The organism is Pseudomonas sp. GM33 (assembly GCF_000282295.1).
Classification (GTDB): domain Bacteria; phylum Pseudomonadota; class Gammaproteobacteria; order Pseudomonadales; family Pseudomonadaceae; genus Aquipseudomonas; species Aquipseudomonas laurylsulfatiphila.
On record NZ_AKJO01000079.1, the window covers coordinates 65,896 to 80,303 of the forward strand.

Genomic DNA, 14,408 nt, shown 5'->3' on the forward strand with positions numbered 1-14,408 from the left:
ATACTCTCTGGCGCCGATGCGGGAAAACACTCTAATAAGAAACTGGCCTTCGGGCCTGAGCCGGACACCAAGCGATGACTCCTCGGGTACTGATCGTCGACGACGATCCGCTGATTCGCGATCTGCTGCACGCCTACCTGTCCCAGGAAGGCTACGACGTCCATTGCGCCGCCACGGCGGAACTGGCGGAAACCTTCCTGGCCAGCCAGACCGTCGACCTGGTGATGCTCGACATCCGCCTGCCGGGCAAGGACGGCCTGACCCTGACCCGCGAGTTGCGGGTGCGCTCGGAGGTCGGGATCATCCTGATCACTGGGCGCAACGACGAAATCGACCGCATCGTCGGCCTCGAATGCGGTGCCGATGACTATGTGATCAAACCCCTCAATCCAAGGGAACTGGTGTCCCGGGCGAAAAACCTGATCCGCCGGGTACGTCATGCGCACATACCGCAGCCGGCCGTTGCGCTGGCCAAACCGGTCAAGCAGTTCGCCGATTGGGCGCTGGACACCGACCGCCGTCGCCTGATCGATCCATCGGGCAACGAAACCCTGCTGACCCACGGCGAATACCAGTTGCTCAGCGTGTTCCTGCGCAACAGCGGCCACACCCTCAGCCGCGATCAATTGATGGACCAGATCCGCAACCGCGAATGGGTGCCCAACGACCGCTCCATCGACGTGCTGGTCGGGCGCCTGCGTCGCAAGTTGCACGACGATCCGGCCGAACCGCAGTTGATCATCACCATTCACGGCGCCGGTTACCTGTTCACCGCCGGCGTGGCGGCCTGAACCGGATGGCGCGATGGCTTTGCCTGCTGGCGCTGCTGGTGGCCGGCCATGTCGTGGCGGCGGACAAGGTTCGCTATTGCGATTACCCGGTGTACCCGCCGATTTCCTGGAGCGATGGCAAGCAGGTGCGCGGCCTGGCGCCGAGCGTGGTGAAAAACCTGTTCGGTCAGTTGGGGTACGAAGTCGAGATGGTCGTGCTGGGCAACTGGAAACGCTGCCTGCTGGACGCCGCCGAAGGTCGGGTCGATGTCGTGCTGGCCTACAGCACCGCGCAACGGGAGCAGAGCATGCTGTTCTCGACGGTGCCGGTACTGCGTGAAGAAGTGGCACTGTTCATCAACCGTCAACACCCGGTGAAATTCGAACAGCTGGACGACCTGGCCCATTACCGTGGCGGCCTGTTGTTCGGTGAGAGCTACGGGGTGGAGTTCGATCGCATGGTCGCGCGCAACAACAACATCGAATGGGTGTCCGACAGCCACCAGAACTTCGGCAAGCTGATTCGCGGGCGCATCGACTTCATCACCCAGGAGCGGCGCACCGGCCAGTTGTACGTGGAAAACCTGCCCGGCGGCCAGGACATCGTTGCCTTGCCCAGGGCCTTGAGCGTGGACTATCTGCGGGTTGCCGTGTCGCGGCGCTCGCCCTTGGCCAATCGCATGCCCGAGATCAACGCGCAATTGCAGCGCATGGTCGATGCCGGCGACATCGAGCGCTGGCTCAACGAAAGCGAAGTGACCTACCGCGACATGATCAACCTGCCGGCGGATGCGCAATGATTCGAGCGCGTCCCGGTGGACTGTTGCGACGCCTGTTGCTGTTCATTCTGTTATTCAGCCTGTGCTTCACCGTGCTGGCCAGCAGCGTGCAACTGTACATCGAGTATCGACGGGAAATGCGCGACATCGATTCGCGTATGGAACTGATCCGCGCCGGGTATCTGGCCAGCCTGGAACGCAGCCTCTGGGACTTGAACCAGGAGCAGCTGAACGTGCAGTTGCGCGGGCTGGTGGACTTCTCCGACGTTGCGCGGGTGCATTTGACCAGTGCTGATTTCGACCTGATACAGGGCAATCCCGAGCCGGTCGGACCGCTGCGCATCGAGCGCTTTGCCCTGGACTATCAGCCGCCGTCCGGCCCGTTGCGCCAACTGGGCGAACTGGAAGTGAGTACGGATCTGGGCGCGGTGTACCAGCGTCTCTACGCCACCGGTTTGACCAGCCTGTTGTGGATGGCGGTGTTTCTCTGCGGTCTGGCCGTGGCGTTGTCGGGCTTGTTTTATCGGCTGGTGACCCGACACCTGAAAGTCATGGCCGAGTTCGCCCGGCGCATCGCCGCCGGTGAATGGCAGGAACCTCTGCAACTGGACAAGCGCCGCGGCAGCGACGAAATCGATACCGTGGCCCATGCCCTGGACGACATGCGCCGGGCGATCCTGCACGACATCGAGCGCCGGGAAAGCGATCGCCTGGCCTTGCAGGACAACCGTGACGAGCTGCTGAAAATGGTCGAGCGCCGCACCGCCAGCCTGATGCGCGCCAAGGATGAAGCGGAAGCGGCCAACCTTGCCAAATCGCGGTTTCTGGCGACCATGAGCCACGAACTGCGCACGCCCCTCAACGGCATCCTCGGCATGGCCGAACTGTTGCGCGGCGCGCGCCTGGATGCCCGGGACGGCAAGCGCCTGGATGCCTTGCACAAGGCCGGCGAAGGCTTGCTGACGATCCTCAACGAAGTGCTGTATTTCGCCAAGCTGGAGGAGGGCGTCAGCCATCCCGAGCCGGTGGATTTCTCGCTGCGCCAGTTGCTCGACGAAGTGCTGACACTGCTGGAACCGCGAGCGTTGAACAACGACACCATCCTCAGTTGCCGGGTCGATCAGCGGATCGCCGACCATCACCATGGCGCCGAGCAGTTCCTGCGACAAGTGCTGAGTAACCTGCTGGCCAACGCGATCAAGTTCACCGAAGGTGGCGAAGTCAGTGTCCAGGTGGCGCTTCTCAGCGAAACCGGCGAACAGACCGGGCAGCGGCTGCGGGTCAGTGTCACTGACGACGGTATCGGCATTGCCCCGGCGATGCAGGCGAAGATTTTCGAGCGTTTCACCCAGGCCAGCGAAGAAGTCGCACAGCGTTTTGGTGGCACCGGCTTGGGGTTGGCGATCTGCAAACACCTGGTGGAACAGATGGGCGGTTGCATCGGCGTGGACAGCGAAGAGGGGCGCGGCAGTTGCTTCTGGTTCGAGCTGTCCTTGCAGCCGGCCAGTGGCGTGACTGAGGCTCCGCCGGTTCGGGCGGCGGGGCCGGCACTGGATATCCTGGTGGTCGAAGACGTGGCGCTCAACCGCGAAGTGGCCAAGGGTTTGCTGCAGCGCGACGGCCACCGGGTGTGGCTCGCCGAAGACGCGGAGCTGGCGCTGCAACACTGCACAACGCAGGTTTTCGATTTGCTGTTGCTGGACGTGCATCTGCCGGGCATCAGCGGTGTCGAGTTATGCCGGCAGATCCGCCACAGCGACGGGCCGAACCGTCATACGCGCATCTTCGCCCTGACCGCCAGCGTGCAACCGGCATTGGTGCGCGGTTATCTGGAGGCCGGCATGGACGGCGTCCTGGCCAAGCCCTTGAAGCTGGAAAACCTGCGCCAGGTGCTGGAAGGGCGTACTCACAGCGCCGGGGCGCTGATGAGCGATGAAGCGATGGACTGGCCGCTGTTGCAGACCCATCGCACCTTGCTCGGTGAGCAGAAGGTCCAGGGCCTGCTGGCGGTGCTGCGCGACTCGATCCTTCAGCACCGCGATGCGCTGCATGAAGCCATGGCCGCCGATGACTGCACCGAGGTCGCGCAACTGGCGCACCGTCTGGCCGGCAGCTGCGATTCCCTGGGTTTTCGGGCCTTGGCCAGCACCTTGAGGACACTGGAAACCCTGGCGTTGGCCAACGAAGAATCGGACATCCAGCGCATGAGCCCGGCGCTGGATGAGCAATTGCAGCACTCGCTCGATACCCTCAAAGGCCTGTTGCAGAGCTGACGTACAAATTTGTTACGACTTTGTACAACTTCGATCCTTGCGGTCAACGCGAACTTACATGGCTTTCCAATAATCGACGCAACCGCCGCAGCGCGGTCTTCGAAGCTTATTGGAGATAATAATAATGAATTGCCGTAAAGCTGATCCCTCCCTGCGCCGTGACGTCCTGTCATGCGCTGCGCTCCTCACTGACTGCTGAGGTGCCGAGATGAACGAAAACTCTGATCGCAGCACCCATCAAAAAGGCATACAGCTGACTCGCGCTCTCAAGAGCCGGCACATCTTCATGCTGTCCCTGGGTGGCGTCATCGGCACCGGGCTGTTCATGGGTTCCGGTGTGACCATCAACCAGGGCGGCCCGGTGGGGGCGATCCTGGCTTACCTGGTTGCGGGTTTCCTGATGTACCTGGTGATGGTCTGCCTGGGCGAACTGTCGGTGCAGATGCCGGTGTCCGGTTCGTTCCAGACTCACGCCACCAAATACATCGGCCCGGCCACCGGGTTCATGATCGGCTGGGTGTACTGGATGAGCTGGGCCACCACCGTCGGCCTGGAATTCACCGCCGCCGGCATGTTGATGACCCGCTGGTTCCCGACGGTGCCGATCTGGTATTGGTCGGCGCTGTTCGTGGTGGTGCTGTTCGGCATCAACGCCATGGCCACCCGCGCTTTCGGTGAAGCCGAATACTGGTTCTCGGGGATCAAGGTCGCGGCCATTCTCGGTTTCATCGTGGTCGGCGTGCTGGTGATCTTCGGCGTGATGCCCCTGAGCAGTGGCGCACCGGCACCGATGGCGACCAACCTGATCGGCGATTCGCTGTTCCCTAACGGTCTGTCCGCCGTGTTCGCGGTGATGATGACCGTGGTCTACGCGTTCCAGGGTTGCGAGATCATGGGCGTGGCCGCCGGTGAAACCGACCAACCGGAAAAGAGCATTCCCCGCGCCGTGCGCAACGTGGTGTTCCGCGTGCTGATTTTCTATGTGCTGGCGATTATCGTGCTGTCGGCTATCGTGCCGTGGCAGCAGGCGGGGCTGATGGAAAGCCCGTTCGTGCAGGTGTTCGACATGGTTGGCATTCCCTACGCCGCCGACCTGATGAACTTCGTGATCCTCACCGCGATCCTGTCGGTGGGCAACTCCGGCCTGTATGCCTCGACGCGCATCCTGTGGGCGATGTCGAAAACCGGCATGGCGCCGAAAAGCCTGTCGCCACTGAGCAAGCGTGGCGTGCCGTTGCGAGCCCTGAGCATCACCCTGTGCTTCGCGCTGGTGTCGCTGATGACCAGCTTCGTCGCCGCCGACACCTTGTTCATGGTGCTGATGGCGGTGAGTGGCATGTCCGGCACCGTGACCTGGATCGTCATCGCCCTGGCGCAGTACAAGTTCCGCAAGGCGTACCTGCGTGACGGCGGCAAACTCAGCGACCTGAAATACCGCGCACCCTGGTTCCCGGTATTGCCGCTGATGTGCATCACGCTGTGCTGCTCGCTGTTCGTGTTCCTGGCCCTGGATGAAACCCAGCGTCCGTCGCTGTATTGGGGCTTTGGCTTCATTGCGCTGTGCTATGGCGCGTACTTCCTGATTCATCGCAAGCGTCAGGGCGTGCTGGCACCGAGCTTGCCGACTGTTTAATTCCTTCAATCCAACACATTCCCTGTGGGAGCGAGCTTGCTCGCGATGGCGGCATCAGGTTCAACATCACTGTTGACTGATCCACCGCAATCGCGAGCAAGCTCGCTCCCACAATGGTTTGTGGCGATCAGTAAATCGATGACCTACCGGCTGTCAGCAGTTGTTCGAAGTTGTAACAGCGGCAACGGCACATCCCTCGAAACATAAATAATATCTAATAAAATCAATGACTAATTGATCTTTCGAGCTTGTTACAGCCCATTTCCCCACCGATTGCCGCCTTACTGAACACTCGTTTAGTATGGCCTCAAATCGCATCACCTCAGACCAATCACAATAATTCGAGGATTCCCATGACCACTCAATCGTCGCTGCTCAGCCAGGTCGAAGCAGGCGTTGCCTGGATCACCCTCAATCGCACTGCCCAGCGCAATGCACTGGATGTTCCGACGCTGAAAAACCTGCACGCCTTGCTCGACGGGTTCAACGCCGATCCAGCGGTGCGTGTGGTGGTATTGACGGGCAGTGGCCGCAGCTTCTGCGCGGGCGCCGACCTCGATGAGTGGGCGGATGCCGAAGCCCGGGGCGCACTGGAAACCTACGGCTGGACCGAAACCGCCCACGCCTTGATGACTCGCCTGCACAGCCTGGAAAAACCGACCATCGCCGCCATCAACGGCACCGCCGTCGGCGCCGGGATGGACCTGACCCTGTGCTGCGACCTGCGCATTGCCGGGCAGTCGGCACGCTTCAAGGCCGGCTACACCAGCATGGCGTACTCGCCGGATGCCGGCGCCAGTTGGCACCTGCCACGCCTGATCGGCAGCGAACAGGCCAAGCGCCTGCTGTTCCTCGATGAACTGTGGGGTGCTGACCGTGCCCTCGACGCCGGTCTGGTCGGCGATGTCTGTGCCGACGATCAGTTGCTGACGGTCACCAGCGAACTGGCCGCACGCCTGGCCACCGGGCCGACGTTCGCCTTTGCCCAGACCAAAAAACTCATGCGCGAAGGCGCCGATCGCAGCCTGGCGGAACAACTGCAAGCCGAACTCGCCGCGGGCCTGTTGTGCGGGCGCAGTGAAGACGGCAACGAAGCCCTGCGCGCCGCCATGGAAAAACGTCCGGCGAACTTTGTCGGCCGCTAATCGCAGCCGACCTGTAGGAGCTGGCTTGCCAGCGATCGCCTTCAGCCTCGCACACCATTCTTTGTGAACGAACAACAGGTAGCACCATGAATTTCCAACTGACCCAAGAACAAGAAATGTTGGTGGACTCGGTACGCAGCTTCGTCGAGAAGGAACTGCTGCCCTATGAAGAGCAAGTCGACCGCGCCGACGAGGTGTCCCCGGAACTGGCGGCGCAGATTCGCGGCAAGGCGATCGCCGCCGGCTTCTACGCCTTCAACATGCCCGAAGAAGTGGGCGGCGGTGGCCTGGACTACCTGTCCCAGGCGCTGATCGAACGTGAGCTGTCCAAAGTGTCCTGGGCGCTGCACGTGTTCGTCGCGCGGCCGTCGAAAATCCTCATGGCCTGCACCGGCGAGCAGATCAACGACTACCTGTTGCCGTGCATCCAGGGCGAGAAAATCGACTGCTTCGCCCTGACCGAACCGGGCGCCGGTTCCGATGCCAATGCGATCAAGACCCGCGCCGTGCGTGAAGGCGACGACTTCATTCTCAATGGCAGCAAGCATTTCATCAGTCACGCCGGGCATGCCGACTTCGCCATCGTCTTCGCCGTGACCGACACCTACGAACACAACGGCAAAAAGCGTAACGCCGTGACCTCGTTCCTGGTCGATCGCAATACCCCGGGCATGACCATCCGCCGTGGTCCCAAGTGCGTGAGCAACCGCGGCTACCACACCTTCGAAATGTTCTTCGACGACTGCCGTGTACCGGCCAGCAAAGTGCTGGGCGAAGTCGGCAAGGGTTGGGATGTGGCCAACGCCTGGCTGACCGCCGGCCGCGTGATGGTCGCGGCCAACTGCGTCGGTCAGGCCCAGCGTGCACTGGATGTCTCGCTGCAATGGGCGGCGGACCGCAAGCAATTCGGTCAGCCGATCGGCACTTACCAGGGCGTGTCGTTCAAGTTGGCCGACATGGCCACGCAGATCCGCGCCGCCGAACTGCTGACCTTGCACACCGCGTGGAAAATGGACCAGGGCACCATGACCGATGGCGAGGCCGGCATGGCCAAGCTGTTCGCCAGTGAAGTGCTCGGCCGTACCGCCGACGAAGCGGTGCAGATCTTCGGCGGCATGGGCCTGATGGACGAAGGTCCGGTGGAGCGCATCTGGCGTAACGCACGGATCGAACGGATCTGGGAAGGCACCTCGGAAATCCAGCGCCACATCATTTCCCGCGAGCTGCTGCGGCCGCTGCTGCGCTGACCGGCCCGGAGAACTCCCATGTCCCAAACCATTCGTGACAACCTCAAACGCATGCTCGCGCCGCAACACGTGGCGTTCGTCGGCGGCCGCAGCATGGCGCGCGCCCTCAAGCGCAGTGCCGAGGGCGGCTACCCAGGGCAGATGTGGCTGGTCAATCCGCAGCACGACAATCTTGAAGGTGTGCCGTGTGTGCGCAGCGTTGCCGAGCTGCCTTGCGGCCCGGACGCGGTATTCATCGCCACCAACCGCGAACTCACCCTGACCTGCGTGGCCGAACTGGCCGCCATCGGCGCGGGCGGCGCGATCTGCTACGCCTCGGGTTTCGCCGAAACCGGCGCCGAAGGCCAGGCCCTGCAACAGCAATTGCTTGAGGCCGCTGGCGACATGGCCTTGCTCGGCCCCAACTGCTACGGCCTGCTCGACTACCTGCACAGCTCCGCGCTGTGGCCGGTGGCCCATGGCGGCAAAGCGGTGGAGAAGGGCGTGGCGGTGCTCACCCAGAGCGGCAACTTCGCCTACAACCTGTCCATGAGCGACCGGTCGCTGCCGGTGGCCTACATGGCTTCGGTCGGCAATCAGGCGCAACTGGGCGTGGCTGAATTGATGGACGTGTTGCTCGACGAACCGCGGGTCACCGCCATCGGCTTGCACCTCGAAGGCCTGAAGAACGTGCCGGGTTTTGCCCGTGCCGCGCACAAGGCGCTGGAGAAGGGCATTCCGATCATCGCCCTGAAAACCGGCGTGTCGCAGATCGGCGCCGAACTGGCCTTGAGTCACACCAGCTCGCTGTCCGGCTCCGATGCGCTGTACGACGCGCTGTTCGACCGTCTCGGGGTGATCCGCGTCAGCGGCCCGGTGAGTTTTGTCGAAACCCTCAAGGCCGCGGCCTGCGGCAACCTGCCAGCGGGTAACAGCCTGATCGCGCTGGCCTGTTCCGGCGGTGACGCCGGCCTGATTGCGGACTACGCCGAACGCAACGACCTGGGCCTGCCGAAACTCGATCAAGGGCAGGTCGGCGAACTCGCGCACGTGCTGCCGACCTACGCCAACCTGGTCAACCCGCTGGATTTCACCACGGCGATCTGGGGCGACGGCGAAGCCTTGAACCGCATGCTCGACAGCGCCCTGCGCACCGAAGCCGACGCGGCCATGCTGGTGCTCGACTACCCGTCGGAGTTCACCGGCGAGCGCAAGGAGTGCGACCTGCTGCTGGAGCTGTACTGCGCGGCACTGCAGCGCCACGGCAAGACCGGTTTCGTCACCTCGGCCTTCCCCGAATTGCTGCCGGCCCATGCCCGTGAGCGTCTGCACGCGCAAGGCGTCGCGGCGTTGCAGGGCGTTGAAGACGGGCTGGCTGCGTGGGGCCGCATCGCCGGTTATCAGCGCAATCGCCAGGCCTTGCTGGCGCTGGGCGAATCGGCGCTGGTACCGCTGTGCCCGCACGCGCTGGAAGACGAGGGGCGTCTGCTCAATGAATGGGATTCCAAGCAGGCGTTGAAAGCCTTCGGCCTGCCGACGCCAAACGGCGTATTGAGCACGCCGGAACAGGCCCTGAAGGATGCCGAGTCACTGGGTTATCCGCTGGTCTTGAAAGCCGTCAGCGCACAGCTGCCGCACAAGACCGAGGCCGGTGCCGTGGCGCTGAACCTCAAGGATGGCGCGGCGTTGAGTGCGGCGCTGGAGAAGATGCGCGCGAGCATTGCCGCCTACGCCCCGGGCGTAGCCTTCGATCAACTGTTGCTCGAGCCAATGGCCAGACCGCCACTGGCTGAGCTGATTGTCGGCATCAAGCGCGAAAACGATTTCGGCCTCGCGCTGGTGATCGGTGCCGGCGGCATTCTGGTGGAGTTGCTCAAGGACAGTCGCAGCCTGTTGCTGCCGACCACCGACGGTGCGATCCGCAATGCCTTGCTCAGCCTGCGCAGCGCCCCGTTGCTGCAAGGCTTCCGTGGCCGCGAGCCTGCTGACCTCGACGCCCTGGTGACGGCGATCCGCGCTGTGGCCGATTACGCCTGCGAAAACGCCGCGCAACTGCTGGAACTCGATGTGAACCCATTGTTGGTCGGTGCCCAGGGCACGACTGCGGTCGATGCGTTGATTCGCCTCGGCCACGAGTGAGGACATGAACATGCAAAGCAAAACCTTGACCGGCGGCCAGGCCCTGGTGCGCCTGTTGGCCAACTACGGCGTCGATACCGTGTTCGGCATCCCCGGCGTACACACCCTGGAGCTGTATCGCGGCTTGCCCGGCAGCGGCATTCGCCACGTGCTGACCCGTCATGAACAGGGCGCCAGCTTCATGGCCGACGGTTATGCCCGGGTCAGCGGCAAACCCGGCGTGTGCTTCGTCATCACCGGCCCCGGCGTGACCAACGCCGCCACCGGTATTGGCCAGGCCTATGCCGATTCGATTCCGATGCTGGTGATTTCCAGCGTCAACCACAGCGCCAGCCTCGGCAAGGGTTGGGGCAGCCTGCACGAGTGCCAGGATCAACGGGCGATGACCGCGCCGATCACGGCGTTCTCGGCTGTGGCGCTGACCGCCGAAGATTTGCCGGAGCTGGTCGCCCGTGCCTACGCGGTGTTCGACAGCGAGCGGCCGCGCCCGGTGCACATCTCGGTGCCGCTGGACGTGTTGGCGGCGCCGATCGCCCGTGACTGGAGCAACGAGGTGGTGCGTCGCCCGGGCCGTGGTCCGGCATCCGCCACTGCGCTGGATCAAGCCGTGGCCAAACTCAACGCGGCCAAACGCCCGATGATCATCGCCGGTGGCGGTGCACTCAATGCCGTGCAGGAACTGAGTGAACTCAGCACGCGTCTCGCTGCGCCACTGTTCACCAGCGTCGCCGGCAAGGGTCTGCTGCCACCGGATGCACCGCTCAACGCCGGTTCCTCCCTGTGTGTGGAGCCGGGCTGGAACTTGATCGCCGAGGCCGACGTGGTGCTGGCGGTTGGCACCGAAATGGCCGACACCGACTTCTGGCGCGAACGCCTGCCGCTCAAGGGTGAACTGCTGCGCGTCGATATCGACCCGCGCAAATTCAACGATTTCTACCCCTGCGCAGTGGCCTTGCAGGGCGATGCACAACAAACCCTCAGCGATTTGCTTGAGCGCCTGCCATCTGACGTGCGTGATGCCGGCACTGCGAATGCCTCGGTTGCCGCATTGCGCGAAGCGGTCAAGGCCAGTCATGGCCCGTTGCAGTCCATCCATCAGGCGATTCTCGACCGTATTGCTGTAGAGCTGCCGGAAAACGCTTTCATCAGCACCGACATGACCCAGCTTGCGTATACGGGTAACTACGCCTTTGACAGCCTGGCCATCCGCAGCTGGCTGCACCCGACAGGCTACGGCACCTTGGGTTATGGCCTGCCGGCGGGGATCGGCGCCAAGTTCGGCGCACCGCAACGGCCCGGTCTGGTGCTGGTTGGCGACGGTGGTTTCCTCTACACCGCGCAGGAACTGGCGACGGCAGTGGAAGAGCTGGACAGCCCGCTGGTGGTGCTGCTGTGGAACAACGACGCCCTGGGGCAGATCCGCGATGACATGCTCGGGCTGGACATCGAACCCATCGGCGTACTTCCGCGCAATCCGGATTTCGCAGCCCTCGCACGTGCATTCGGTTGCACGGTGAACCAGCCGCAAAGCCTGGCCGAGTTGCAGACCGACTTGCGCCACGGCTTCAAGCGTAACGGCGTGACCTTGATCGAACTCAAGCATGCCTGCGCGCACTGATCTGTATTTGAAGGGGACGAAGCCATGCGCTTTTCCGATCTGACTCAACGTATCGCCGGTGATGGCGCTGCCGCGTGGGATATTCACTACCGCGCCCTGGCACTGCGCGAGCAGGGCCAGGACATTTTGCTGCTGTCCGTGGGCGACCCGGATTTCGACACGCCACAGCCCATCGTGCAGGGTGCCATCGACAGCCTGCTGAGCGGCAACACTCATTACGCCGAGGTGCGCGGCAAGCGTGCCCTGCGTGAGGCCATTGCCAGGCGTCATCAACAACGCAGCGGTCAAAGCGTTTCGGCCGATCAGGTCACCGTCCTGGCCGGGGCGCAATGTGCGCTGTTCAGCGTCGCCCAATGCGTGCTCAATCCCGGTGACGAAGTGATAGTCGCCGAACCGATGTACGTCACCTACGAAGCCGTGTTCGGTGCCTGCGGCGCCGTGGTGGTGCCGGTGCCGGTGCGTTCGGAAAACGGCTTCCGCGTGTTGCCTGAAGATGTCGCCGCACGCATCACGCCGCGCACCCGGGCCCTGGCGCTGAACAGTCCGCACAACCCGTCCGGCGCCAGTCTGCCGCGCAGCACCTGGGCCGCACTGGCTGAGTTGTGCATCGCCCACGACCTGTGGCTGATTTCCGACGAGGTCTACAGCGAACTGCTGTTTGAAGGCGAGCACGTCAGCCCGGCGAGCCTGCCGGGCATGGCCGAGCGCACCGCGACCCTCAACAGCCTGTCGAAATCCCACGCCATGACCGGCTGGCGCGTCGGCTGGGTGGTGGCGCCACCGTCCCTCGCTGCGCACCTGGAAAACCTTGCGCTGTGCATGCTCTACGGCTCGCCGGATTTCATTCAGGACGCTGCCGTGGTGGCCCTGGAAAGCAACCTGCCGGAACTGGAGGCCATGCGCGAAGCCTATCGCCAGCGTCGCGACCTGGTGTGCGACAGCCTGGCCGATTGCCCCGGCGTGCGGGCGTTGAAACCTGACGGCGGCATGTTCGTGATGCTCGATATCCGCCAGACCGGGCTCAGTGCCCAGGCGTTTGCCGACCGTCTGCTGGATCGCCACGGTGTGTCGGTATTGGCCGGCGAGGCCTTTGGGCCGAGCGCGGCGGGGCACATTCGCCTCGGTCTGGTGGTCGGCGCCGAACCCTTGCGCGATGCCTGCCAGCGGATTGCCCGTTGTGCCCAGGAATTGATGGAGAGCCAGGTTCATGCTTAACCACAACGCACTGTACATTGATGGCCGCTGGCAAAAACCGTCGGGGCAGGGCATCGCCCAGGTGATCAACCCAGCCACGGAAGAAGTGGCTGGCAGCGTGCCGCTCGGTGATGAACTCGATGTCGAAAACGCTGTGGCCGCTGCACGCCGGGCCTTCGATTCATGGTCGCGTACGCCGTCCAGCGTGCGCGCCGGTTACATTCGCGCCCTGGCCGGGCAATTGCGTGCCCGCGCTGACGAGATGGCCTCGGTCATCACCACTGAGTTGGGCATGCCGGTGCAATGGTGCCGCTCGGTGCAGGTCGACGGGCCGATCGCTGGCCTTGAGCAGTACGTCGAACTGGCTCATCTCATGGACGAGGTGCGCGAAGTCGGCAATTCGCTGGTGATCCGCGAGGCGGTCGGCGTCTGCGCGTTCATCAACCCGTGGAATTACCCGCTGCACCAGTTGATCGGCAAACTCGCGCCGGCCCTGGCCGCCGGTTGCACCGTGGTGGTCAAGCCGAGCCAGGAAACGCCGCTGCACGCGTTTCTGCTGGCGCAGATGATAGAAGACATCGGCTTGCCGGCCGGGGTGTTCAACCTGGTCAGCGGGCCGGGCTCGAAAGTCGGCGAAGCGCTGGCCAAACACCCCGACGTGGACATGGTGTCGTTTACCGGTTCCACCGGCGCTGGCGTTCGCGTTGCGCAAGCGGCGGCGCCTTCAGTCAAGCGCGTATGCCTGGAACTGGGCGGCAAGTCGCCGCTGCTGATTGCCGAGGATGCGGACCTGGACGCGGCCGTGCGCTACGGCGTGCAGGACTTGATGATCAACTCCGGCCAGACCTGCACCGCGCTGACCCGCATGCTGCTGCCGGCCAGCCGCTATGCCGAAGCCGTGGAAATCGCCCTGCAGGAGACCCTGAGCCTGCGCATGGGCGATCCCCTGGATCCGCAAAGCTTCCTCGGACCTATGTGTTCCGCGGGGCAAAAACGCACCGTGCTCGATTACATCAAGGTCGGCCAACAGGAGGGCGCACGGCTGCTGTGCGGCGGTGATGCGCCGTCAGCCTTCGAGCGCGGCTTCTATGTCAGCCCGACGCTGTTCGCCGATGTCGACAACCGCATGCGCATCGCCCAGGAAGAAATCTTTGGCCCGGTGCTGTGCCTGATTCCCTACGGCGACGAGGCGCAAGCGGTGCAGATCGCCAATGACTCGCCGTTCGGACTGTCCAGCGGCGTCTGGGCCGGTAGTGCCGAGCGTGCCTTGCACCTGGGCCGGCAGATGCGTGCCGGCCAGTGCTTCCTCAATGGCGCGGCGTTCAATTACCAGGCGCCGTTCGGTGGCTACAAACAATCGGGCAATGGCCGGGAGTGGGGTGAGGAGGGACTCAACGAGTTCGTCGAAGTGAAGGCGATCCAGGTGTGACGGTTGGCGATTCAAATGTTGTATGCACCGGGCCCTGGCCCGGTGTCTTGCGTGGTTTTGAACCGGTAATTCATTAGCTTTTTGATCAGGGGCAATGCAATGAGCGATAACAAAAACAAGATTACTCAAGCGAACCATGAATTGAGCTTCCCGCGCAGGGACTTCCTGAAGTACAGCGCGGCAGCCGCGGCGGTGGCCGGGG

11 protein-coding genes are annotated in these 14,408 nt (G+C 63.4%); all 11 read left to right on the forward strand.

The genetic code is table 11. The features are described from left to right. The first annotated feature begins 74 nt into the window (after positions 1-74). Positions 75-791, forward strand: coding sequence for a response regulator (locus PMI26_RS16160; RefSeq protein WP_007974343.1), 717 nt, complete (start codon positions 75-77; stop codon positions 789-791). Between the two features lie 5 nt (positions 792-796). Continuing rightward, positions 797-1,570, forward strand: coding sequence for a substrate-binding periplasmic protein (locus PMI26_RS16155; RefSeq protein ID WP_007974345.1), 774 nt, complete (start codon positions 797-799; stop codon positions 1,568-1,570). Further along, positions 1,567-3,822, forward strand: a complete 2,256-nt coding sequence (locus PMI26_RS16150) for a hybrid sensor histidine kinase/response regulator (RefSeq protein ID WP_007974346.1) — start codon at positions 1,567-1,569, stop codon at positions 3,820-3,822. Before PMI26_RS16155 ends, PMI26_RS16150 begins: the two co-directional genes overlap by 4 nt. Before the next feature lie 208 nt (positions 3,823-4,030). Beyond that, positions 4,031-5,455, forward strand: coding sequence for an amino acid permease (locus PMI26_RS16145; protein ID WP_007974347.1), 1,425 nt, complete (start codon positions 4,031-4,033; stop codon positions 5,453-5,455). A gap of 353 nt (positions 5,456-5,808) precedes the next feature. After that, complete coding sequence (locus PMI26_RS16140) at positions 5,809-6,600, forward strand: enoyl-CoA hydratase/isomerase family protein (RefSeq protein ID WP_007974348.1); 792 nt, start codon at positions 5,809-5,811, stop codon at positions 6,598-6,600. Between the two features lie 86 nt (positions 6,601-6,686). After that, positions 6,687-7,847 (forward strand): acyl-CoA dehydrogenase family protein, encoded by a 1,161-nt coding sequence (locus tag PMI26_RS16135; protein ID WP_007974349.1) that lies wholly within the window; start codon positions 6,687-6,689, stop codon positions 7,845-7,847. Between the two features lie 18 nt (positions 7,848-7,865). Continuing rightward, entirely contained in the window at positions 7,866-9,965 is a 2,100-nt protein-coding gene (locus PMI26_RS16130) for an acetate--CoA ligase family protein (RefSeq protein ID WP_007974350.1), read from the forward strand. 10 nt (positions 9,966-9,975) lie between these two features. Then, positions 9,976-11,583 carry a 5-guanidino-2-oxopentanoate decarboxylase gene (locus PMI26_RS16125; RefSeq protein ID WP_007974351.1) on the forward strand — a complete coding sequence of 536 codons (1,608 nt, stop codon included), beginning with the start codon at positions 9,976-9,978 and terminating at the stop codon, positions 11,581-11,583. Between the two features lie 24 nt (positions 11,584-11,607). Beyond that, complete coding sequence (locus PMI26_RS16120; protein WP_007974352.1) at positions 11,608-12,798, forward strand: pyridoxal phosphate-dependent aminotransferase; 1,191 nt, start codon at positions 11,608-11,610, stop codon at positions 12,796-12,798. Further along, the gene (locus tag PMI26_RS16115; RefSeq protein ID WP_007974353.1) at positions 12,791-14,206 is read left to right on the forward strand and encodes an aldehyde dehydrogenase family protein; all 1,416 of its coding nucleotides are present in this window, start codon (positions 12,791-12,793) and stop codon (positions 14,204-14,206) included. Before PMI26_RS16120 ends, PMI26_RS16115 begins: the two co-directional genes overlap by 8 nt. Positions 14,207-14,305: 99 nt before the next feature. Beyond that, the coding region (locus PMI26_RS30630; protein WP_007974354.1) for a twin-arginine translocation signal domain-containing protein at positions 14,306-14,408 on the forward strand (103 nt) is incomplete at its 3' end.